General features: G+C 68.2%; 17 protein-coding genes and 1 pseudogene. 5 read left to right on the forward strand and 13 right to left on the reverse strand.

Annotated elements, in window-relative coordinates:
* Nucleotides 1-227 precede the first annotated feature (227 nt).
* Together ABD866_RS11190 and ssb are read left to right on the forward strand one after the other, a co-directional pair.
* A complete protein-coding gene (locus ABD866_RS11190) occupies nucleotides 228-1,412 on the forward strand; it encodes an MFS transporter (protein WP_345065030.1) in 1,185 nt (394 codons plus the stop codon).
* Nucleotides 1,413-1,495: 83 nt separating this feature from the next.
* On the forward strand, nucleotides 1,496-2,059 hold the full coding sequence (ssb, locus tag ABD866_RS11195) for a single-stranded DNA-binding protein (protein ID WP_345064768.1): 564 nt from the start codon (nucleotides 1,496-1,498) through the stop codon (nucleotides 2,057-2,059).
* Nucleotides 2,060-2,325: 266 nt separating this feature from the next.
* Here ssb and mnmA read toward each other — a convergent pair whose 3' ends face one another.
* The 12 genes from mnmA to ABD866_RS11255 all read right to left on the reverse strand — a co-directional run bounded on the left by mnmA (nucleotide 2,326) and on the right by ABD866_RS11255 (nucleotide 18,550).
* Nucleotides 2,326-3,552: a tRNA 2-thiouridine(34) synthase MnmA gene (mnmA, locus tag ABD866_RS11200; RefSeq protein WP_345064771.1), complete on the reverse strand. Its 1,227-nt coding sequence runs from the start codon at nucleotides 3,550-3,552 to the stop codon at nucleotides 2,326-2,328.
* Nucleotides 3,553-3,600: 48 nt separating this feature from the next.
* On the reverse strand, nucleotides 3,601-4,086 hold the full coding sequence (locus ABD866_RS11205; protein ID WP_345064774.1) for an NUDIX hydrolase: 486 nt from the start codon (nucleotides 4,084-4,086) through the stop codon (nucleotides 3,601-3,603).
* 74 nt (nucleotides 4,087-4,160) lie between these two features.
* Nucleotides 4,161-4,667 (reverse strand): GNAT family N-acetyltransferase, encoded by a 507-nt coding sequence (locus ABD866_RS11210; RefSeq protein ID WP_345064777.1) that lies wholly within the window; start codon nucleotides 4,665-4,667, stop codon nucleotides 4,161-4,163.
* Between the two features lie 44 nt (nucleotides 4,668-4,711).
* Complete coding sequence (locus tag ABD866_RS11215; protein WP_345064780.1) at nucleotides 4,712-5,419, reverse strand: riboflavin synthase subunit alpha; 708 nt, start codon at nucleotides 5,417-5,419, stop codon at nucleotides 4,712-4,714.
* 451 nt (nucleotides 5,420-5,870) lie between these two features.
* A complete protein-coding gene (locus ABD866_RS11220) occupies nucleotides 5,871-7,232 on the reverse strand; it encodes an esterase-like activity of phytase family protein (RefSeq protein ID WP_345064783.1) in 1,362 nt (453 codons plus the stop codon).
* An 83-nt stretch (nucleotides 7,233-7,315) separates the two neighbouring features.
* A complete protein-coding gene (locus ABD866_RS11225; protein WP_425549583.1) occupies nucleotides 7,316-9,037 on the reverse strand; it encodes an NAD(P)-binding protein in 1,722 nt (573 codons plus the stop codon).
* 6 nt (nucleotides 9,038-9,043) lie between these two features.
* The gene (locus ABD866_RS11230) at nucleotides 9,044-10,036 is read right to left on the reverse strand and encodes a response regulator (RefSeq protein ID WP_345064786.1); all 993 of its coding nucleotides are present in this window, start codon (nucleotides 10,034-10,036) and stop codon (nucleotides 9,044-9,046) included.
* Complete coding sequence (locus tag ABD866_RS11235) at nucleotides 10,033-13,800, reverse strand: PAS domain S-box protein (RefSeq protein WP_345064789.1); 3,768 nt, start codon at nucleotides 13,798-13,800, stop codon at nucleotides 10,033-10,035. Before ABD866_RS11235 ends, ABD866_RS11230 begins: the two co-directional genes overlap by 4 nt.
* A gap of 124 nt (nucleotides 13,801-13,924) precedes the next feature.
* Nucleotides 13,925-15,499, reverse strand: a complete 1,575-nt coding sequence (locus tag ABD866_RS11240; RefSeq protein ID WP_345065036.1) for a polyamine aminopropyltransferase — start codon at nucleotides 15,497-15,499, stop codon at nucleotides 13,925-13,927.
* A 106-nt stretch (nucleotides 15,500-15,605) separates the two neighbouring features.
* Nucleotides 15,606-15,827, reverse strand: coding sequence for a DUF350 domain-containing protein (locus tag ABD866_RS11245; RefSeq protein ID WP_345064791.1), 222 nt, complete (start codon nucleotides 15,825-15,827; stop codon nucleotides 15,606-15,608).
* Between the two features lie 36 nt (nucleotides 15,828-15,863).
* A complete protein-coding gene (locus tag ABD866_RS11250) occupies nucleotides 15,864-17,378 on the reverse strand; it encodes a DUF4178 domain-containing protein (protein ID WP_345064794.1) in 1,515 nt (504 codons plus the stop codon).
* A 119-nt stretch (nucleotides 17,379-17,497) separates the two neighbouring features.
* Nucleotides 17,498-18,550, reverse strand: coding sequence for an SPFH domain-containing protein (locus ABD866_RS11255; RefSeq protein WP_345064797.1), 1,053 nt, complete (start codon nucleotides 18,548-18,550; stop codon nucleotides 17,498-17,500).
* A 282-nt stretch (nucleotides 18,551-18,832) separates the two neighbouring features.
* On the opposite strand from ABD866_RS11255, the gene ABD866_RS11260 reads away from it, so the two are divergent.
* The 3 genes from ABD866_RS11260 to ABD866_RS11270 all read left to right on the forward strand — a co-directional run bounded on the left by ABD866_RS11260 (nucleotide 18,833) and on the right by ABD866_RS11270 (nucleotide 21,560).
* On the forward strand, nucleotides 18,833-19,090 hold the full coding sequence (locus ABD866_RS11260; protein WP_345064800.1) for a DUF2061 domain-containing protein: 258 nt from the start codon (nucleotides 18,833-18,835) through the stop codon (nucleotides 19,088-19,090).
* Between the two features lie 233 nt (nucleotides 19,091-19,323).
* Nucleotides 19,324-19,998 (forward strand): response regulator, encoded by a 675-nt coding sequence (locus tag ABD866_RS11265; protein WP_345064803.1) that lies wholly within the window; start codon nucleotides 19,324-19,326, stop codon nucleotides 19,996-19,998.
* Between the two features lie 116 nt (nucleotides 19,999-20,114).
* Entirely contained in the window at nucleotides 20,115-21,560 is a 1,446-nt protein-coding gene (locus ABD866_RS11270) for a sensor histidine kinase (RefSeq protein ID WP_345064806.1), read from the forward strand.
* 50 nt (nucleotides 21,561-21,610) lie between these two features.
* Here ABD866_RS11270 and ABD866_RS11275 read toward each other — a convergent pair.
* Nucleotides 21,611-21,861: pseudogene (locus ABD866_RS11275) on the reverse strand (hypothetical protein); the annotation flags it as partial.

Genomic DNA, 21,861 nt, shown 5'->3' on the forward strand with positions numbered 1-21,861 from the left:
GCGCGAGGCCTCAGGGCCCGTTGCGGCGGCGGTGCCGCAGTGCCCGGATGCCCCAGCGTGCCCGGGGCGGGCGCGGATCGGGGAAAATCCCGGGTTTACCCTCCTGTGGCTCTGGGGTCGCCGGATCGCTCTGGCCCCTTCCACCTGTCAGCACCACCGTGCCGGATTCCCTCACTTCTGCGCCGCATGCGGCGCCTGCCACGCCCGCTGCCGCTGCCAGCAGCGCCATGACACCGCTGGAGCGCCGCTCCAGCGTGAGCCTGGCCCTCATCTTCGCCCTGCGCATGCTGGGCCTGTTTCTGGTGCTGCCCGTGTTCGCGCTCGAAGCTGCGCGCTACCCCGGCGGCGACGACCCGGCCTGGGTGGGGTTGGCGCTGGGCGCGTACGGGCTCACGCAGGCGCTGTTGCAGTTGCCGCTGGGCCTGGCGTCGGACCGTTTCGGGCGCAAGCGTGTGATCGTGGCGGGGCTGGCCGTGTTTGCCATTGGCAGCCTCTGGGCGGCCCTGGCCGACAGCGTCACGGGCCTGCTCATCGGCCGGGCGCTGCAGGGCGCGGGCGCGGTGTCGGCTGCCGTCACGGCCCTGCTGGCCGACCAGACGCGCGACACGGTGCGCACCAAGGCCATGGCGCTGGTAGGCGGCAGCATCGGGCTGACCTTTGCCCTGGCGCTGGTGCTCGCGCCCGTGCTGTCGGCCCGCGTGGGCCTGGCGGGGCTGTTCGGTCTGACCTGTGCGCTGGCGCTGGCCGGCATGGCCGTGGTGATGTGGTGGGTGCCGCCCGAGGCGCCCCACACGGGTGCCAGCCACCCCGGCCGCCTGGCCGACGTGTGGCGCCACCCCGACCTGTTGCGCCTGAACGTGGGCGTGTTTGCGCTGCACACGGTGCAAATTGCCATGTGGGTGGCAGTGCCCGCGCTGCTGGTGCAGGCGGGCCTGGCCAAGGCCCAGCATTGGCAGGTGTACCTGCCGGCCGTGGTGCTGTCGTTTGTGGCCATGGGCGGGCTGTTTACGCTGGAGCGCCGCGGCCATTTGCGCGCGGCCCTGCTGGGGGCGATTGCGCTGGTGCTGCTGGTGCAACTGGGCTTTGGCACGCTGGTGCTGGCTGGGCAGGGCGCGGGGCTGTGGCTGCTGGGAGGGCTGCTGTTTGTGTTTTTCTGCGGCTTCAACGCGCTGGAGGCCAGCCAGCCGAGCCTGGTCTCGCGCATGGCCCCGGCCAGCCTGCGCGGTGCGGCGCTGGGCAGCTACAACACGCTGCAGTCGCTGGGCCTGTTTGCCGGTGGCGCGCTGGGCGGCGCGCTGGTGCAGTGGGGCGGGCCGGCGGTGCTGTTCGGGGCCACGGCGGGGCTGTCGGCCCTGTGGCTGGCCCTGAGCTGGGGCCTGCGGCCCGTGGGCCGCGCCCGCACGTCCGGCTGAGCCCGCTGGCAAGCCCTTGCGGCACAATCGGGCGTTTTGGCGCGTCGGCTGGCCGAGCGTCCCCAACTTGAGAGGTACACACCATGGCATCCGTGAACAAAGTCATCATCGTCGGCAACCTGGGGCGCGACCCTGAAATGCGCACCTTCCCGAGCGGCGACCAGGTGGCCAACGTGACGATTGCCACCACCGACAAGTGGCGCGACAAGCAGACCGGCGAGATGAAAGAAGCCACCGAGTGGCACCGCGTGGTCTTCAACGGCCGCCTTGCCGAGATTGCGGGCCAGTACCTGCGCAAGGGCTCGCAGGTGTACGTGGAAGGCTCGCTGCGCACCCGCAAGTGGACGGACCAGACCGGCGCCGAGCGCTACAGCACCGAGATCCGTGCCGACCAGATGCAGATGCTGGGCAGCCGCCAGGGCATGGGCGGCGGCCAGCAGGGTGGCGGGGGCGGTGGCCAGGGTGGCTACGACGATCCGTTTGGCGACGGCGGTGGCTACGACAGCCCCGCACCGCGCCGCGCCGCCGCACCCGCCCCGCGTGCCATGGCCCCGGCACCCGCGCCGCGCCCGGCCCCCGCGCCCATGGCCCCGGCACCGCGCGCTGCGTCGGGCTTTGACGACATGGACGACGACATTCCGTTCTGACCCGCTGGGGGCCGCCGGGTGCGGCCCTGGCGCTGATCGCAGAACCCGCATGGCCTGGCGTTGTGCGGGTTTTTTTGTGGGTGTTTTCGGCTGCTCGTGCTTGAAATTCAAGCACGAGCAGCTATCAAATTAATAGCAATTGGCGGTGGACTGGCAGAGCACCTGGCGGTGCGGGCATGCACTGCCGAGGGGCGGTGTCTGGCGTGGGATGGCGGCTGGCAAGCTGCGTGGCAGCCGCGCCGGGGCCATGGCCCCCGCCGGGTGCGTCAGGTGGCCGCGATCCGCGGGCGGCGCTTGACGGTGACTTTCACCGGCGCTGGCACGGGGGCCTGGCCAGCAGGCGCATCGACCTGCGCGATCACGCCGCCGCCCAGGCACACGTCGCCGTCGTACAGCACGGCGCTCTGGCCCGGGGTGACGGCCCATTGCGCGTCGGCAAACGCCAGGCCAAAGCCGGCTGCGTTCTGTGCGTCGGCGCCCAGGGTGCAGGCCGCGTCCTGCTGGCGGTAGCGCGTCTTGGCGGCGTACGCCCCCGGGGCGGGCGGTGTGCCAGCGATCCAGCTGGCGTCCAGCGCCTGCAGGCGGTGCGACAGCAGCCAGGGGTGGTCGTGCCCCTGCACCACCTGCAGCACGTTGCGTTGCAGGTCTTTGTGCGCCACGTACCAAGGCTCGTGGTCGCCGCCGCCACGCGTCGGCTGGCCAGACGGCGCTTTCGATCCCGCGCCCGGGTCCTTCACGCCGCCGATGCCCAGGCCCTGGCGCTGGCCCAGCGTGTAGAACGACAGGCCCACATGCTGGCCCAGCGTGCGACCGCGTTCGTCCTCGATGCGGCCCGGTGCGTGCTGGATGTAGCGGTTCAGGAACTCGCGGAACGGCCGCTCGCCGATGAAGCAGATGCCCGTCGAATCTTTCTTCTTGGCGTTGGGCAGGCCGATCTCGGCAGCGATGCGGCGCACCTCGGTCTTGTGCAGCTCGCCCACGGGGAACAGGGTTTTGGCCAACTGCGCCTGGTTCAGCCGGTGCAAAAAATAACTCTGGTCCTTGCTCGGGTCCAGGCCCTTGAGCAGTTCGTGCAAGCCCGTGGCCGGGTTGTGGCGCACCCGGGCATAGTGCCCCGTGGCGATCTTCTCGGCCCCCAGGCGCATGGCGTGGTCCAGGAAGGCCTTGAACTTGATCTCGGCGTTGCACAGCACGTCGGGGTTGGGCGTGCGGCCCGCCTGGTATTCGCGCAGGAACTCGGCGAACACGCGGTCCCGGTAGTCGGCCGCGAAGTTCACATGTTCGATCTCGATGCCCAGCACGTCGGCCACGCTGGCCGCGTCCAGAAAGTCCTGGCGGCTGGAGCAGAACTCGGAATCGTCGTCGTCCTCCCAGTTCTTCATGAAGATGCCCACGACCTCGTGGCCCTGCTGCTTGAGCAGGTAGGCCGTCACGGCCGAATCGACGCCGCCCGAAAGGCCGACGACCACGCGATGCAGGGTGCTGGAACTCATGGCCCGATTGTATTTTTGTGCGCGCATCGGCGCGGGCCCGGGGTTGTGTCAGCCCGCCGCGGCCAGTACCGACGGATCGGTGCGCACCAGCTCCAGCGGAAAGCGCCGGCCCGCGAGGTAGTCCTCCAGGCAGCGCAGCAGCAGCGGGCTGCGGTGCCGGTCGGCGCAGGCCCGGATCTCGTCGGGCGTCATCCACACGGTGCGCACGATACCTTCGTCCAGCGTGCGCCAGGCGTGGTGCGTGCCCAGTTGGCCAGCGAATGCAAAGCGCAGGTAGGTGATGTCGTCGCCCGTGCGGGTGCGTGTGAAGCGGTTCAGGTACACGCCCACCAGGGCCTGGGGCACGAAGTCGTGCGCGGTTTCTTCCAGCACCTCGCGCGCGCAGGCTTGCTCGGGCGATTCGCCGGGGTCGAGGTGGCCCGCCGGGTTGTTGAGCTTCAGGCCGTCGGCCGTGTCTTCTTCCACCAGCAGAAAGCGGCCTTCGTGCTCGATGAGCGCGGCCACGGTGACGTTGGGTTTCCAGCGGTTGGGCATGGCGGGCATTATCCGCAAGGGCCGCGTCCGCACCATGACGGACTGCGCAGACTGGCGCTGCCGTGGACCCGGCGCTACAGCCTGCGCTCCATGTACACGGCGTCGGGTCCGTAGCCGGCCAGGCGCTGCCGCTGCTCCGCATCGGCGAGGGCCACCACGGCATAGCCCTGGCGGGCCCAGTAGGCTTCGGAGCCCTGCACCGACACCAGGCTCGAATGCGCCAGGCCTTCGCGCTGCGCCAGCGCCCACACGGGGGCGAGCAGCGCGCGCGCAAGGCCCTGGCCAGCCCAATCGGGATGCACGGCCATGTCGTGCAGGTACAGCGTGTCGGGCTGGGCCGTGGCCTCGAAGTCTCCGTGCAGCGGCGTGACTTTGCCCCGGCGCGAACGGTAGGCGGCCAGATACGCCACCACCACGCCCTGCGCCATCGCCACCTGCGAGCATTGCACGGCGCAGGCAATGCGGCGCGCAAACACCTCGGCCGGCTCCAGGTAGCCCTCGCCATAGCAGGCACGTTGTACGGCGAGCAGGCCGGGCAGTTCGGTGGCCGTCAGAGGGCGGACGGTGAACCGTGCGTCCATAGGGCTCAGGGCCTGTTCACACGCTGTGTGCCAGTGCGAAGGCCTTAGCCACGCGGCAGGCTGGGCGGCTGCACCAGGTCGTCGAGCGACAGGCCCTTGTCCTTCAGCAGTGCTTCGAGCACGGGCGTGAGGCGGCCCAGGCTCTCCTGCACGGCTTCGCGCACCGTGTCCACCACCACCTGCGTGCTGCGCTCGATCTCGATGTTCAGCCGGTCGCCCGCCTGCTTGTGTTCGAACACCGTGGCGCGGCGTGTTTCGGGGATCAGCCAGACCTCGAACCAGCCTTCCTGCCGGTTCACCTCGGCCACCGTGAGGCTCGCGCCATGGATGGCGATGTAGCCCTTGGCGAACACGTAGCGCCGAAACGGCTCGGGCACGGCCACGCGCCACACAAGGTTGTTGTCGAACTCGCGGCGCTCGACGAGCGTGCCGGTGAAATCGACATGGCCCGACAGCGGGTGGCCGCCGATCTCGGCCCCGTCCTTGGCCGCGCGTTCCACGTTCACACGGTCGCCTTGCACATAGCTGCCGAGCGTGGTGATGTTCAGGCTCTGCAGCATCACATCGAAGTTGGCCTGCGTGGGGGAGAGGATCTCGGTGACCGTGAGGCACACGCCGTCGGTGGCCACGCTCGCGCCAATGGCCAGGTCCTGGCAGAAGCCCTCTGGAAAATCGAGCGTGAAGGTGCGCAGGCCCGCGCGGTCGTGGATGGCGGCAATGCCTGCCGTGGCTTGGACGATGCCGGTGAACATGGTGGCGTGCTGCGGAGAAGCCGCGTTGGAACGGAGCCTGGAATTTTGCCACCCGTGGCGGCGGCGGGCCGCGGCCCAGGCCCGAGTCCCTACGGCCCTTCAGGCTGCGCCCGCCCTGGCGCTGTGCGCGCCTTCGACAGGCTCAGCCCGAGAGAGTGGCGCACGGCGCAAACGGAAATGTGGCGGCTCTCCCGGGCCGGCAAAGCCAAGCACCCAACAGCGCAGGCTACGTCACCGCCGCAACAACTGGCGCGGCCCAAGAGCCAGAGCAGCCAAGCAAGGGCCGTCCCGCTGCGAGGGCTGCGTCCCCGTTCCCGAACTGCGCAGCCGTTCGAGAGAAGGGGCTGAGGGCCGCGGCTCCAAGCCTGCCTGCGCAGGCTTGGACGTGCCCGAAGAGCCTCCGCCTCCGGCGGTGGCACCGAGGCCCGCAGGGCCTCAGGGGGATGTACCCTCACCGCGCGCGCAGCAACTCCCCCACTTCGAGCAGGATGAGTTCGTTGTCGTCGGCCTGGTTGGGCTCGCGGCTGCTGCTGAAGGGCAGGTTGTTGTCGTTGCCCACCACGATGTGCGTGCCGTCCACGATGTCCACGTTCTCGATGGTGAAGAACGGGAAGGTGAGCACGCCGCCGTTCAGCGGCTTGCGGGCGAGCCTCTTCGGGTCCTGGATGTTCATGAGGTCGATGTAGCCGATCTTGCGGACAGCGTTGCCCACGTTGGCCTCGCTCATCTCGATCTTGTAGACGCGCTTGAACTTCGCCAGGTCATGGAAGCAGTCGCTGCGCTTCTGGCCTTCGGGGCAGGCCTTGTCGGCTGTGCCCTCACCGTTGTCGCGCTCAATCACCAGTGCCGTGTTCGCGTCGATCATGTTGATGTCGCCGATTGCATGGTGGTTGGCTTCGAGCACGTACTTCCAGTGGCGGCCGGTCCAGCGCTCGGTTTTCACATCGAACTCCAGCACCCGCAGGCTTTGCTTGCCAGCCAGGCTTTCGTAGGCTTGGGCTTTGTCGTCCCACAGGGCGCCTTCCAGCAGGGCGTAGAGCTTGCTGCCGTCGGGCGACGACGCCATGCCTTCAAAGCCCTTCGAACGCCGCACCTCGAAGGTGGGCGGCTTGGCCTCGGGTGCGCCGGGCAGCAGCAGGCCGGGCGCGTCGGGCGAGCGCACCACCTTGCCGTCCACCTGCGTTTCGAACACCGCGAGCACCTTGCCGTTCAGGTCGGCCTTGATGAGGAAGGGGCCGAATTCCTCGCCGATCCACAGGGCGCCGCCAGCAAACTGGAAGCTTTCCGGGTCGAAGTCGGCTCCGGTCAGGTAGCGCTTGTCGGTGCCTTCGTGCGTGATGCGGAAGGGCACTTTCTTGTCGGGGTCGTGCAGGAACACCGTCTTGAGCCGCGTGAACTGCCCGGTCTTGAAGTCCACCGTGTACTGGCTCAGGTGCAGCATGAAGTCTGGCGAGTTGGCCTTGGCCCCGGCACCGTTGTCGGTCAGCAGCCAGTAGCTGCCGTCGGCCATGCGCTTGATGCCCGAATGGCCCTGGACCGGCTGGCCCTGAAAGGGCAGACCGATGCCGGTAGGCCTTCCGCCGGAGAGCCCGGGGACAGTGCCCACGGCTTCGGTGCGGCGCGGGGTGGTGAACTTGCCGCTGATGCGCAGGTCGGCCGGGGCGTCTGGCGGAGCTGCCAGCAGCGTGAGGGCGGGCATCACGGCGTGCCCGGCCAGCGTGGCGGGGTAGGCCTGCTGGGCCCCGGCGGGTGTGGAAGACAAGGCGGCTGCTGCAAGCGCAGCGCCGGCGGCAAGGGCAGGGAAACGGGCCATGGAAGGTGCAGCAAAGTACGGAAAGCCGTGACGATGCCGTTGCTGCGTGGCAGCGCTGTGACACCTGCGGTGCTGCGAAGCGCTCAGGCCTCGGCCCGGCTGGCCCACGCGCCCGCGACGTGGCCCCGCGTGAACGCCTCTTCAAACACCGAGTAGCCCGACCAGTCGCTGTGCGCAAACGCGAGCCGCGCGGTGTGCGGTGTGGGCAACCAGCGTGGGCGCTCGCCGCCCAGTCGCACACGGGCCCAGCCGGGCGGCGGCGAGGCACCCAGACCTTGCAGATGGCCCAGCAGCCCGGGCACCGGCACGGCCATCGCGTGGCCGTAGCGGCACACCAGGGCACCGGTCAGGCGGTTGCGCAGGTCCGGGTGCGGCTCGGCCAGTGCCTGCACGGCCACGTCCACCCAATGCTGCCAAGGTGCCTGGGCGAGTTGCGCGCGGGCACCCGGTACGTCGCCCAGCGCGATGTAGTAGCTCAGCACCGTGGGCGCGGGGCGCGGGTCCAGCCGCTGGTGGCCTGCATCCACATAGCCCAGGCCGCCGGGCGTGGCGTCGGCGTACAGCACGTTGTCCCACGCGGGGGCTGCGCCCGGCCGGTCGGCCAGCGGCCCCGACAGCGCCAGGTTGACGACCACCCAGGGTGCGGTGTGCAGGCGTGAGGCCGCAGCGGCCACAAACGACGGCGCACTGGCCAGCACCCGCTGCGCCACCGCCAGGGGCAGCGCGACCACGCAACGTTCGGCCTCCCAGCGCTCAACCCGGCCGCTCGCGTGGTCCAGCGCATCCACCTGCACACGGTGCCGCCCCTCGGTGATGCGCAGCACGCTACAGCCGCTGCGCACCTGGCCCGCCGTACTGAGGGGCGCGGCCATGCGGGCGCTGAGCCACCCATTGCCTTCGGGCCAGGTGAGCACGCCCTCGCGTTCGCCCCCCGCAGGGTCTGCGTCGCCCGGTGCATGGAAGCCATGGCGGCTGGCAAAGTAGTGCAGCCCGGCCCATGCCGACACGCGTGCGAGGCCTGCCCCGTAGTCGTCGCGGCAGCAATAGTCGAGGTACCAGCGCAGGTGCGCATCGTGCAGCCCTTCGGCGTCCAGCCACTGGGCAAAGGTCTGGCCATCGAGCGTGCGCAGTGCCGCAGGCAGCGCACTGCCGCCGCTGACCCGCGCCGGTGCGGCCGTCAGCATGGGCATGTGAAACGGTGCGACCTGCGCCAGCGCTGTCACGCGTGCTGCAAAGTGGCGGTACTGTGCGAGGGTGGGCTCTCCCACTTCGGCCATCGGCAGCAAGCCCTCGTGCCAGTGGCCCTGCATGTGCAGGCGCTCCTGCGGGCTGTGGCACAGGTGGCGCTCGTCATACTGCCAACGGCCGGCCACGCGTTGGCGCAGGCCCAGGGATTCGAGCAGGTCCTGCACTTCGGCGGCCGCATCTCCGGGCACCGGCAGGTAGTGCGCGCCCTGCGGGCAGGCCATGCCCTGCAACTGTGTGCCCCGGCTATTGCCACCCGGCGTGTCTTCCAGCTCCAGCAGCATGGCGTCGTGCACGCCGGCCAGGCGCAGCGCACGCAGTGCGGCCAGGCCGGCCACCCCACCGCCGGCCACGAGCGCGCGTACGCGGTGGATGCGTGCCGGCGCTGGCAGCGCGCCCGATGCCATCAGGTCGCGAAGCGCATGGCCGCGGGCCAGGTCGGCGCCCGCAAAGCCTCCGGTCAGGGCCGGTGGGGCGGGGTCGCATCCGGTGAGCCAAGGGGCCAGCGACAGGCTCATGCCCGCGGTGAGCAGCGCACGGCGGCGCGGGTCGGCTCCCATGGGAGGTCAGTCGCTCCAGCGCGCGCGAATGTCCTCGAGCTGCGGTCGCAGGGGTCGCAGCAGCGGCACCAGGCGCGGGTCGAAATGCTGGCCCGCCTGGGCCTCGATGTGCTCCAGCGCCTGCTCAATCGTCCAGGCGGCCTTGTAGGGGCGGCGCGATGTCAGCGCGTCAAAGACGTCCGCCACGGCGACGATGCGCGCCGCCAACGGAATTTGCTCTCCCTGCAGTCCATGCGGATAGCCGCTGCCATCCCACTTTTCGTGGTGGGCGGCCGCGATGTCCCGGGCCATCTGCAGCACTCCGGAGGGATGATCTCCGATGATCTCGGCGCCGATCTGAGGGTGGCGCCGCATCACCGCCCATTCGTCGGCGTCCAGAGGTCCGGGCTTGCGCAGCACGGCATCGGGGATGCCGATCTTGCCCACGTCGTGCATGGGTGCGGCATTGAGGATGTCTTCTGCAAAGCGTGTGCCGAGGCCGGCAGCCATGGCCAGGGCATGCGCAACGTGGCTCATCCGGATGACATGGGTGCCGGTTTCGTTGTCTTTGTATTCGGCAGCGCGCCCGAGGCGTTGCACGATCTGGAGCCTGGTTTCCCGCAACTCGTCCAGCCGCACCAGCGACAGATGTGTGCGCACGCGTGCGCGAACCACCGGGGGACTGACGGGCTTGGTGATGTAGTCCACCGCACCCACGTCAAAGCCCGCCGCTTCGTCCTGGCTATCCGACAGCGCTGTCACAAAAATCACGGGGATGGACGCCGTGCCCGCATCCGACTTGAGCGCACGGCACACGGCGTAGCCGTCCAGTGCGGGCATCATGATGTCCAGCAAGATCAGGTCGGGTCGTTGCTCCCGAGCGATGGACAGGGCGCGTTCGCCATCGGTGGCAAACAACAAACGGTAGCCGTCTTGCAGCACATGGCGCAGCACCTGCAGGTTGGTGGGTTCGTCATCCACCAGCAGCAACCGTGGGCGTGAGTCGATCGTGAGCGTCATGGCGTGGGCTCTGTCATGTCTTGGGCGATCAAACGACTGAGTGACTGCAGGACCACGAGCGCGGTGTCGAAATCGAACGCGTCCAGTGCGTCTTGCAGGTGACGCGTCGCATCGGGGGGCAACAGCTGCAGCAAGGTTTGCAGCGGAGCCGCATCCAGCTCGGACCGCTTGAGCGCAGTGCTCAGCGCGCGCAGCGCTTCGAGGGCATCCTCGCGGTCGCGTGGGCTCAGCGCCTGCAAGGCCGGGCTGTCGGCAGGTGCTGGAGATGCTGCAGAACGCACTTCGGCCTCCAGCGCCTTTCGGACTCTGACAAGTTCGGGTTCTAGCTGCGAAACCATCGGTTCAAGCACCGAGGTGTCGCGGTGCTCGATGGCGCCTTCGATGGCCCCGAGAAGACTGCGCAGGCCCGGCATGGCCAGGTTGCCAGCTGCCCCATGGAGCCGGTGGGCAAGGCTCCGCAGGCCCACCAGGTCTTGTGTCTCCAGCAGATGCCGCATGGCAGCGGGTGCAGAGGCGTGGTCTCGCAGAAACCGCTGCAGGGCGTCCCGAAGCGGTGTCATCGCCCCCCACAAACGCATGCCCTGACTCCAGTCCACGGCGTCTGTGCCGGGCTTTGCGGGCTCTGGTGCCGGCGTGGGGTAGAGCGCCTCTGGTGGTGTCCCTGGTTGCTGGGCCGAGCCCTCGGCTGGAGTCGCCCACTCTCCGTGCCCCAGCACCCGGGCAATCTCCTGCATCAGCCGAGCAGGCTCCAGCGGCTTGTTGGCAAAACCATCCATGCCTGCCGCTCTGGCGTTGCGTCGGTCTTGCTCCAGAACACTCGCAGACAGCGCAATCACTGCGGTGGGTTTGCGGTGCTGGCTGCGTTCCAGTGTTCGGATGCGGCGCGTGGCCTCCAGTCCGTCGACGCCAGGCATATGAAGATCCATCAGGACAATGTCGAAGCGATCTTCTTGAAACGCCTGTACGGCCTCTTCGCCATCCCGCGCCACTGTGACGTGATGCTGCCCGCGTGCCAGATGAATCTGCAGCAGCTCCAGGTTGTGCGGCACGTCGTCGACGGCGAGCACCCGGAGTGGAGGCAGTGCAAGGCTTCCAGTGCCAGAAGGCTGCGTGTCGGGCGCTTGCCCGCGCGGCAGCGGCAGTCGCACGGTGAACACCGTTCCGGCACCAGGCGTGCTGCGCACCTCGATACGGCCTCCCATGAGTTCCGCGAGCTGCCGTGCGATGGTCGTACCCAGCCCGGTGCCACCAAAACGTCGCGTCGTAGAGGCGTCGGCCTGGGCAAACGGGTCGAAGATTTTTTGCAGTTGCTCGGCTGCGATGCCAATCCCCGTGTCTTCGACTTCGGCGATCAGCAGGTCCTCCTGGTAGTCGAGGCGCAGCAGGATATGCCCTTTTTCGGTGAACTTGACCGCGTTGCCCAGCAGATTGAGCAGAATCTGCTGCACCCGCATGGCGTCGCCCCGCACATAGGGCGGGACGGTCTCACTGCAGACGAACCGCAGATCCAGCCCCTTGCGACCCGCCTGGATGCGCAGCGATGCCAGGATCTGTTCGCAAGATTCATGGATGGAGAAGTCTGCCGTTTCCAGCTCCACGGCCCCTTTCTCCAGCTTCGCCGTGTCCAGAATATCGTTCAGAAGGCGCAGCATGGAGCGTGCCGCGTGGTGCACGGTGCCAAGATGCCGCCGCTGCTCGGGGGCCAGGGCAGAGTCCAGCAAGGTTTCCGTAAAGCCGATGATGGCGTTCATGGGCGTGCGGATCTCGTGGCTCATGTTGGCCAGGAAGGTGCTGCGGGCTGCGGCGGCCTGCTCCGCACGGTCCTTGGCGGTACGCAGTTCCTGTTCCATGGCGCGGCGCTGGCTCAGATCGGTTGCGAACTTCACCACCTTGAAGGGGCGTCCTTCGGCATCGAAGATCGGGTTGTAGGTGGCCTGGATCCAGACCGTGCGGCCGCCCTTGGCCTGGCGCTGGTATTCACCACCGTCCAGCTCACCCTGTCGCAGTCGCTGCCAGAGGTGCTGATGCGCTTCGCTCCCGGCGTAGTCGGGCAGGCAGAACAGGGCGTGGGGCTGGCCCACGACTTCGTCGAGCGTATAGCCCATGAGCGCAAGAAAGTTGGGGTTGGCGGTGAGGACGTTGCCTTCCATGTCGAACTCGATCACGGCGAGCGCGCGATCAATGGCGCGCACCGTGCTCTCAAAGACGGCGCTGTATTGCTTGAGCTCGGTCGTGTCCATGATCACGCCGTCGATCCACTGGACCTGGCCTGCGTCGTCCAGCACCGGGCGACCGCTTTCCGACACCCATCGCAGCCGCCCCTGCCGATCGGTGATTCGGAACTCCACATGGTAGGAGCGTCGCTCGGATATCGCGGCCGATACGGCCAGCTGCAGTCGGTCCACTTCGTCGGGGTGCGTCAGCTGCGTGAAGTTGATGCTCCCCTTGAGGAAGTCCGCAGGCTCCCACCCCGTGAGGGTCGTGACAGCATCGCTGATGAACAGCATGTCCCAGTTGGCGTTGTTCTGGCAGCGAAAGGTCACGCCTGGAATGTTGCCAATCAGAGAGCGCAATTGCTGCTCGCTGCGCTCCAGCTCTCGTTCCATCGCGCGACGCTGCCGCAGGTCGGTCAGGAAACCCACAAACACCGGGTCGCCGTCCAGTTGTACCCGCCCCACTGAAAGCCGGATAGGCACCAGTGACCCGTCGCGGTGCAGCGCCAGCAACTCCCGGCCTTCGCCGCCCGCAATGCCCACCCCCGAGCCCGCCAGAAAACGCTGAACGAAACTGTCGTGTCGGGAGCGTTCCGGTTCTGGCATCAGCATCCCCACGTGGCGGCCTACCGCCTCGGATGCCCGCCACCCCAGGATGCGCTCAGCGGCCGGGTTGAGTGACAGCATGGTGCCGCGCACGTCGATGGTCACGATACCGTCGGCCGCGGTATCGGCAATGGCCCGCAGGCGGGACTCGCTCTGGCGCACCTGCAGGAACATCTTCCGGTAGCGCAGACCTACATTGATGGCCACCACCAGCATGCCGATGACCACCATGACGGCAGCGATGCCGATCGCCAGCGTGCTCCCAGCCCCTGCGCCCGCGCCGTTGTCGGTTGGGACTTCCGTGAATCGCAGTGCCGCCATGCCGGTGTAGTGCATGCCTGAAATCGCCAGACCCATCACCAGGCCTGCGGCTGCATTCAGGCGCAGCCGGGACCAGCGCACGACCTTCTCCAACCCGAAGCGCACCCACAGCGCGAGCGTGGCCAGAAGCACCGCCACCACCACCGAGGCGGCGAACATCCAGGGGTCGTACCGCATGAACGGCATCCATTCCGAGGCCGCCATGCCGATGTAGTGCATGGCTCCGATGCCCGCACCCACAAACACGCCTCCGGTCAGCAGCGCGGCACGTGTGATGTGCTCGCGCATCAGCAGTTGCAGGGCCAGCCAGGAAGCCAGCACGCTGGGCACCATAGAGGCCACCGTTGTCCCTGCGTCGAAGTTGCCTCGAGAGCACACCGAGAAGGCGAGCATGCCGATGAAGTGCATGGCCCAGATGCCGGCGCCCAGTGCCAGCGCGCCGGAGCCTTGTGCAATCTGGCGCATCAAGCCCGGGTCCGCGCGCCGGGCCAGTGTGGCCATCTGCAGTGCGAGCACCGATGCCAGCACCGCCATCGCCACCGACAGCGCCACCAAGCCAGGCTGATGCTCCGCCCACAGCCATGGAGGCGCTGCAGCCTGGGTCAGAAAAAAATGGTCCAGCATCGTGAAGGCCTGTGAAGGAGCGCCGTTGCCTGTGGTTGCCTCAGTCTAGCGGGAACCCGCAGGACCTTGGCATTTGACCGGGTGACCCGCTGCCGGAAGCCTTGCGACCTGGACACCGAGGGGCTCAGTGTCCAGTCACCCGGCCCCACTCGCGCTCGTAGGTGTGAACCAGGGCCTGATTGGACAGGCGGTTCACCTCCGCAGGTACGCGCTGCATGTCCAGCGGAAAGTCAAACAGCCGGCCCAGCGCCTGGGGTGTGAGGTAGCGCAGCCCTTCGGGCAACGTATCGGGCGCGCTCCAGGGCCGTCGGCTGGCCATCACGAAGCCCCACTCGCCAAAGCTGGGCACATGGGCGTGGTACGGCATGGCACGCAGGCCCACCGATTCGATGGTGGTCACCACCGTCCAGTAGCTGCGCCGCGCGACCAGGGGCGAGGTGGTCTGCACCACCGCATAGCCGCTGGCGGCCAGGCGCTGGTCCAGCAACGCATAAAAGCTGTTGGTGTAGAGCTTGCCGATGGAAAAGTTCGTCGGATCGGGGAAGTCCACGATGATCACGTCGAAGGTGTCCTGCGTCTGCTGAAGCCACTGGAATGCGTCGGTGTTGACCACCTGCACCTTGGGCGAGCGCAGTGCGCCGCCATTGAGCTGCGCCAGCCGCGGCTGTTCGGTAAACAGACGCGTCATGTGCGGGTCCAGCTCCACCAGCGTGACCGACTCCACGCTCGGGTAGCGCAGCACTTCGCGCACGGCCATGCCGTCGCCGCCGCCCAGCACCGCCACCTTGCGCGGTGCGCCGTGCGCCGCCATGGCCGGATGCACCAGGGCTTCGTGGTAGCGGTATTCGTCGGATTCAGAGAACTGAAGGTTGCCGTTGAGAAACAGCCGGTGCCCGAGCCGCCCGTGCGTGACCACGATGCGCTGGTAGGGCGAGGTGGCCGTGAGCACGATGCGGTCCTGGTAGAACTTGTCCTCTGCCAGGGTGGTGATCTCGTCGGCCCCCACAAAGCCGGCCAGCAGGACGCCCAGCACCAGCAGGCAGGCTGTCACGTGGGCCTTGAGCCGCCGCAGCTCGTGTCGGAAGAGCCACACCGCCCACAGCGCCACCACTGCGTTCAGCAGCCCGAACAGCAGCCCTGTGCGGATGAGCCCCAGGTGCGGCACCAGCAGCAGTGGAAACGCGAGCGACACCGCCAGCGCGCCCAGGTAGTCAAACGTCAGTACCTGGGACACCAGATCCTTGAGCACCACGTTGCGCTTGAGGATGCGCATGACCAGCGGAATCTCCAGCCCTGCGAGCATGCCCACCAGCATCACCATGCTGTAGAGCAGGAAGCGGAAGGCCCCGGGCGCGTACGCATTCACCAGGAACAGCGTGGCTGGCAGCAGCCCGCCGACCAGCGCCACCATGAGTTCGATGCGGCAGAAGTGTGCGGGCAGCTGCCGCTCGAAGTAGCGCGACAGCCACGAGCCCACGCCCATCGCAAACAGGTAGGTGCCGATGATGGTGGAGAACTGCAGCACCGAGTCGCCCAGCACGTAGGACGCGAGTGCGCCGGCCGCCAGCTCGTACAGCAGGCCGCAGGCCGCGACCACGAACACGCTGGCCAGCAGCGCGACTTCAATGGGGCTGGGGCCCCGCGGGGGGGCTGCCGGGGGCAGGGGGGGCGCCGCCTCGGTGGGGGAGGGGGGCGCCATCGGATGCAGAGGCGCTGCAGCGGGCGCGGAGGAGGGATCGCTCATGGGCAGCAGGCGCAGGCCGCCCGGTCACCGGACGGCGCAGCGCACGGGGCGCGGGCCGGGCTCAGTGGATCGCCGCGGCCACGATGATGCTGATGCCCAGGCACATGGCGGCCACCACCATGCCCAGCGCCTTGTTCTGCTTTTCGACGATTTCGCGCCACAGGTCGTAGGGCGTGATCTTGTCGATGATGATGAAGGCCACCCAGAAGATGACGATGCCCATCAGCGCGTACAGCAGCGTGCCGCCGATCGACAGGGGATGGAGCCATTCGAATTTGGTCATGGAGTTCTCCGAACAGGATTGCGTGCGCGGTGGGCGCTACTTGTGGCCGCCGCCGCCCGAGGAATAGCCGCCGTATGAGCCGCCCGAGCTGCGGTAGCCCGAGGACGAGCAATTCTCCACGCGCGGGTCGCACTGTGTGCAGCGGCTCAGCAGAATCACCAGCAACAGCAGCACGATGGCCACGATGATGAGGGTGCCGCAGCCCACACCCTTGGCCGCTACGAAGGGGCCCGGGTCGTCGGTGCGTGCCGGGTTGCGCAGCTTGTCGATCTTGAAGGCGTCGGCCACGGTGCGGGCTTCGAGCCGCTCGCCGGACGACCAGGTGATCTCCTTGGGCGACTGCTCTAGCGACAGCAGGCTTTTGCCGCTGGCAAAGTCGCGGTTGCTGGTTTTCTGCCCCCGCACGACCTGCCAGTAGAACTCGCCGAGCACGTAGGTGGTTTCGGCTTCGTAGGTGTACTGCAGCTGGTAGGTGCGGCCCAGGTATTTGGCGGTGCGGCCGTTGCCCGCCAGCTGCGGCGCGCCGGTGGCGGGGCGCACCATGCTCCAGCCTTCGGTCGAGTCGACCAGAAAGGCAAAACCGCGCTTGCGGTGGTAGAGCAGGTACTCGTCCCAGCCGAAGTGCTCGTCGTCGCCCGGCTCCACGCCCATGCGGTGCTGAAAGCCCACCACCTGCCAGTCCACGCCTTCAAGGCGGCCGACGCGGCCCAGCGGGATCAGTGGGCTCACGGGTTCGTCCTGCAGCGCGCTGCGCAGCTCGCCGCCCACACCGCTGTCGAGCGCAATCACGCTCTGGCACGAGCCGCAGGTCAGGCTCTTGGTGGTGGACAGCTGCACCGTCACCGGTGCGCCGCAGTGCGGGCAGTTGAACTGGCGTCCCTGGCCTTCGCGCACCGACTCGTCCTTGAGCCCGGTGAGCTGCAGGTCTTCCAGCCGCACGGCGCGGCCTCGCTGCACCTGCGGCGGCTGGCGGCTGTACTCGATGCTGAGCACGTCGCCGTCGGCGCTTCTCAGCTCGACCATGTCGAAGGGCTGTCCCAGTGGGGGCAGCGCGGGCAGTTCGCCCTGCGCGGCGATCAGCGTGGCGCTGCCGCTGTAGGCCACGCTGTAGGGCGTGCCGTTGATGGCCGTGGTGGTGCCTAGGCGAAAGCGCGCGGCTTCCGGCAGCACGCGCCCCGGGTCGATGGGGCGGGTGAAAACGTAGGCGCCATTGTCCTCGCCCAGCGTGGCCATGCTCCCGTCCTGCAGGAAGGCCACCCATTCGGTCCAGACCCCGGCCTCACTCTTGTACTGCAGGCGGCCGATCAGGGTGAAGGGCGTGTCCTTGCCACCCTCCGCGATGCGCCCGCTGGCCATGAGCTGCAGTGGGCTGTGATCGTCGAAGAGCTCGGCCATCTTGCCCACGCGCGCCAGCACGTCGCCATTGCGCACCACCGTGCTCTGGCAGTAGCCGCACACGGCGTGCGTGGACTGGGCGCTGCGGAACTCGACCGGAGCGCCACAACCCGGGCAGGGCGCGCGGTAGGCGCGCTGGGAATTGTCTTGGGCCATGGACCAGGGGCGTAAAGCCCGCAGGCCGCCGGTGGAGGTGCCGCCCGCGGGCCCGGCACGGCCGGGGCCAGCGGGCGCGCGGTCAGCGCACGGCGGTGGGGCGCGGGCTTACACCGTTTTCAGACCAGCTTCTTGAGCAGCTCGGCCTTCTTGGCGTCGAATTCCTCTTGCGTGAGGATGCCTTTGGCCTTGAGGTCGCCCAGCTTTTCGAGCGTGGCCATCACCTCGTCGGGGCGCACGCCCACGGGCTCCGCCTGGGCGGCAGCCGCTGCGGCCGGTGCCGCCGTGCCACCACCCTGCAGGCCGGCCTGCAGGTTTTGCGCCAGCACCTGGCCCAGGGCCACGCCCGCACCCAGGCCCATGGCGTCGCCCGCGATGCCGCTGCCGCCGCCACTGGCCTCGGCAAACTTCGGAATCGACTGGGCGGTCTGGTACTGCATGAACTTGGCCATGTCGTTGCCGACCATGCCCATGCCGATCTTCTGGTCGAGAACCTTTTGCAGTTCCTCGGGCAGCGACACGTTCTGCACCGTGACGTTTTCGAGCGCCAGCCCGAGCTTGGCGAACACCGGGCCCAGCTCCTGGGCCAGTGCCTGGGCAAACATCATCTGGTTGGAAGCCAGGTCCAGGAAGGGCACACCGCTGGCCGCAATGGCATTGCTGATGTGCTGCAGCACCGTGCCGCGCAGCTGGCCTTCGAGGTCGGCCACCGGGTACAGGTCGCGCGTGCCCGAGACTTCGGTGTGGAAGAGCTTGGGGTCGGCAATGCGGTAGGCGTAGTTGCCGAACGCACGCAGCCGCACTGCGCCGAAGTCCTTGTCGCGGATGGTGATGGGCTGGGGCGTGCCCCACTTCTGGTCGAGTTGCTGGCGCGTGCTGAAGAAGTACACGTCGCTCTTGAACGGGGACTCGAACAGCTTGTCCCAGTTCTTCAGATAGGTCAGCACCGGCAGCGTCTGGGTGCTGAGCTTGTAGGTGCCCGGGCCGAACACGTCTGCCACCTGGCCTTCGTTGACGAACACCGCCATCTGCGACTCGCGCACGATGAGCGTACCGCCGGTCTGGATTTCCATGTCCCGCATCGGGAAGCGCCAGGCCAGCGTGCCATCGCCGTCCTCCGTCCACTGGATGATGTCGATGAACTGTTTCTTGATGAAGTCCATGAGGGCCATGTCTGCTCCTGAGCTCCTGGGCTGCGGCGCAACCGCACAAAGGGAAGAAGGGACGCACCGCCGGTGGGCGGCCGAATGACCATCATAGCAACGGGGATTCGGTGCGCGTCCCCGTCTGTCGTATCCACGCATCCGGCAGGCTGTGTACCGTCGATGGAGATGCGTTAAATAGTTGCTATCTATTGGTTTGCGATAGTCAATTGGCCTTTGTGAATGCGAATGCCTAGCATTCGTTACATCGGCTTCCGACCCCCGGAGGCCCCGTTGACCGAGGAGCCCGCCATGTCCACCCTTCGCCGTGTTGCCCGCCAGAACCAGCGGATGCTCATGAAAACCGGCAGCTACTACCTCGTGCACATCTGTGTGGCCGCGATGGTGGCCTATGCCGTCACGGGCAACCTGTGGGCATCGCTCACGCTCAGCCTGCTCGAACCCACGGTGCAGGCGGTGGCCTTCTTCTTCCACGAAAAGGCCTGGAGCCGTGCGGGCAGCGCCGACCCGACCCCCGCGGTGGCCGACGCGCAGCCGGCGGCGGCCTGACGGTTCTGCGCCGCTGACTCGGAGCGTTCCATGTTCACGCATCCCCTGCACCTGCTGGCGACCGGACTGCACCGGCCGCCGCGCCCCTGGCGTGCGTTTGCGGGCTGGCTGCTGCGGCGGCTGGCCGGGCTGGCGCCACTGCCCTGAGCCCGTCCTGCGCGGGCGCAGCGCCTAGAATCCGCGTCAGAGAGCGCCAGCAGCGACTGCGCGTTCCATGACAGGAGACACGACCCATGCGCATCCTCATCGCCGAAGACGACCAGGTGCTGGCCGACGGCTTGCTGCGCACGCTGCGGGGCTCGGGCGCGGTGGTGGACCATGTGGCCAGCGGCACCGAGGCCGACGCGGCCCTGATGACCAACAACGAGTTCGACCTGCTGATCCTCGACCTGGGCCTGCCGCGCCTGCATGGGCTGGAAGTGCTCAAACGCCTGCGCGGCCGGGGTTCGGCGCTGCCGGTGCTGATCCTCACCGCGGCCGACAGCGTGGAAGAGCGCGTCAAGGGGCTGGATTTCGGGGCCGACGACTACATGGCCAAGCCCTTTTCGCTGCAGGAGCTCGAAGCCCGCGTGCGCGCCCTCACGCGCCGCGGCATGGGCGGCACCAGCAGCACCATCAAGCACGGCCCGCTGGTGTACGACCAGGCCGGGCGGGTGGCCACCATCGACGGCAAGATGGTCGAACTCTCGGCGCGCGAACTGGGCCTGCTCGAAGTGCTGCTGCAGCGCGCAGGCCGCCTGGTGAGCAAAGAGCAACTGGTCGAACGCCTGTGCGAGTGGGGCGAAGAAGTCAGCAACAACGCCATCGAGGTCTACATCCACCGCCTGCGCAAAAAAATTGAAGGCGGGCCGATCCGCATCGCCACCGTGCGTGGCCTGGGGTACTGCCTTGAGAAGATCCCGGGCTGAGCCCGCCCGCGCCCCGTACGGCCGCGGGGCAGCCATCTGCTATCAAAATAATAGCTGTTCGTGCTTGATTTGCAAGCACGAGCAGGCAGCTTGATCCCGATTGCCGAGCCGCTGCCGTGAAGATCTTCCAGCGCGAGCAGCGGTCTTTGTTCGGCGAGATCCTGGACTGGATGCTCACGCCGCTGCTGCTGCTGTGGCCCGTGAGCCTGGCGCTCACCTGGCTGGTGGCCCAGGGCCTGGCCAACAAGCCGTTCGACCGCGCCCTCGAATACAACGCCCATGCGCTGGCGCAGCTCATCGTGGTGCAGCAGGGGCAGGTGCAGTTCAACCTGCCGCAACCGGCCAGTGAAATCCTGCGCGCCGACGAGTCCGACACCGTGTACTACCAGGTGATCGGGCCGGGTGGCGAGTTTCTGGCCGGAGAGCGCGAGCTGCCCGCGCCAGCACCCGACGAACAGCCCCAGCCCGGCGAGGTCCGCCTGCGCGACGGCGAGCTGCGCGGCATTGAAATCCGTGTGGCCTACATCTGGGTGCGCGTGCCCACCGCCCAGCAGCCGCTGGCCCTGGTGCAGGTGGCCGAAACGCGCGAAAAGCGCAGCGTGCTGGCCACGGAAATCATCAAGGGCGTGATGCTGCCGCAGTTCGTGATCCTGCCGCTGGCGGTGCTGCTGGTGTGGCTGGCGCTGGCGCGCGGCATCCAGCCGCTGCACCAGCTGGAGCAGCGCATCCGCGAGCGCAGCCCGGACGATCTCTCGCCGCTGGACGATCGCACCGTGCCGCTGGAAGTCGCGCCACTCGTGGCGTCGGTGAACGACCTGCTCACGCGCCTGCACGATTCGCTGGCCACGCAAAAGCGCTTTCTGGCCGACGCCGCCCACCAGCTCAAGACACCACTGGCCGGGCTGCGCATGCAGGCCGACCTGGCACAGCGCGAAGGCACGAGCACCGAAGAGCTCAAGCGCTCGTTGCAGCAGATCGGACGCTCCAGCATCCGTGCCACGCACACCGTCAACCAGTTGCTGGCCCTGGCGCGGGCCGAAGGCGGCGGCATTCGCATCGCGCGCCAGCCCTGCGACATGGCGCGGCTGGTCATCGACGTGGTGCGCGACTCGGTACCGCGTGCGCTCGACAAGCAGATCGATCTGGGCTACGACGGTGCCGAGCCGGGCGCGCCCGGCGTGTGGGTGGACGGCAATCCCACGCTGCTCAAGGAACTGGTGCGCAACCTCGTGGACAACGCCATCAACTACACCCCGTCTGCGCCGGGCCGTCCGGGCGTGGTCACGGCGCGCGTGCTGCCCGACACCTTTGGCCAGATGCTGCTGTTGCAGGTGGAGGATTCCGGCCCTGGCGTGCCCGAGGCCGAGCGCGAACTCGTGTTCCAGCCCTTTTACCGCGCCCTGGGCAGTGAAGCCGATGGCTCGGGCCTGGGCCTGCCCATCGTGCGCGAGATCGCGCGCCAGCACGGGGCCGAAGTGAGCCTGGAGGACGCGCACCCCGGTCAGCAGCCGCCCGGCGCGCGCTTTGCCGTGCGCTTTCCGTCGCGCCCGGCCGAGGACTGAGCCGCGCCGCGCGGGCCCTGGCGGCAGTGGCCGATGTCGGCCGGGCCAGCTCAGTGCAGGGCTGTGTTCTGTGCCCCAGCCAAGGCCAGCCGCGCACGGTTCATACCCAGCGCGTGGGGTGCCACCGGCGCGGGCAGTCCGGTCTGCGCATGGCCTGTGGTGTCCAGCCGGAAGAAGGCCACGGCATCCACCAGTTCTTCGGCCTGGCTCTTGAGGCTGGCCGCGGCCGCTGCCATCTCCTCGACCAGCGCCGCGTTCTGCTGCGTGGCCTGGTCCATCTGCGTCACGGCCTCGCCCACCT

The organism is Acidovorax lacteus (assembly GCF_039540375.1).
In the GTDB taxonomy this organism is placed as follows: Bacteria; Pseudomonadota; Gammaproteobacteria; order Burkholderiales; family Burkholderiaceae_C; genus Acidovorax_G; species Acidovorax_G lacteus.

Excerpts from the sequence above, each read along its gene's own strand:
- ABD866_RS11265 (WP_345064803.1), top strand. The coding sequence starts at position 19,324 with ATGCGCATCCTCATCGCCGAAGACGACCAGGTGCTGGCCGACGGCTTG.
- ABD866_RS11190 (WP_345065030.1), top strand. The coding sequence starts at position 228 with ATGACACCGCTGGAGCGCCGCTCCAGCGTGAGCCTGGCCCTCATCTTC.
- ssb (WP_345064768.1), top strand. The coding sequence starts at position 1,496 with ATGGCATCCGTGAACAAAGTCATCATCGTCGGCAACCTGGGGCGCGAC.
- ABD866_RS11205 (WP_345064774.1), bottom strand. The coding sequence starts at position 4,086 with ATGCCCAACCGCTGGAAACCCAACGTCACCGTGGCCGCGCTCATCGAG.
- mnmA (WP_345064771.1), bottom strand. The coding sequence starts at position 3,552 with ATGAGTTCCAGCACCCTGCATCGCGTGGTCGTCGGCCTTTCGGGCGGC.
- ABD866_RS11235 (WP_345064789.1), bottom strand. The coding sequence starts at position 13,800 with ATGCTGGACCATTTTTTTCTGACCCAGGCTGCAGCGCCTCCATGGCTG.
- ABD866_RS11240 (WP_345065036.1), bottom strand. The coding sequence starts at position 15,499 with ATGGCGCCCCCCTCCCCCACCGAGGCGGCGCCCCCCCTGCCCCCGGCA.
- ABD866_RS11250 (WP_345064794.1), bottom strand. The coding sequence starts at position 17,378 with ATGGCCCAAGACAATTCCCAGCGCGCCTACCGCGCGCCCTGCCCGGGT.
- ABD866_RS11245 (WP_345064791.1), bottom strand. The coding sequence starts at position 15,827 with ATGACCAAATTCGAATGGCTCCATCCCCTGTCGATCGGCGGCACGCTG.
- ABD866_RS11215 (WP_345064780.1), bottom strand. The coding sequence starts at position 5,419 with ATGTTCACCGGCATCGTCCAAGCCACGGCAGGCATTGCCGCCATCCAC.
- ABD866_RS11225 (WP_425549583.1), bottom strand. The coding sequence starts at position 9,037 with ATGGGAGCCGACCCGCGCCGCCGTGCGCTGCTCACCGCGGGCATGAGC.
- ABD866_RS11260 (WP_345064800.1), top strand. The coding sequence starts at position 18,833 with ATGTCCACCCTTCGCCGTGTTGCCCGCCAGAACCAGCGGATGCTCATG.
- ABD866_RS11255 (WP_345064797.1), bottom strand. The coding sequence starts at position 18,550 with ATGGCCCTCATGGACTTCATCAAGAAACAGTTCATCGACATCATCCAG.
- ABD866_RS11210 (WP_345064777.1), bottom strand. The coding sequence starts at position 4,667 with ATGGACGCACGGTTCACCGTCCGCCCTCTGACGGCCACCGAACTGCCC.
- ABD866_RS11230 (WP_345064786.1), bottom strand. The coding sequence starts at position 10,036 with ATGACGCTCACGATCGACTCACGCCCACGGTTGCTGCTGGTGGATGAC.
- ABD866_RS11220 (WP_345064783.1), bottom strand. The coding sequence starts at position 7,232 with ATGGCCCGTTTCCCTGCCCTTGCCGCCGGCGCTGCGCTTGCAGCAGCC.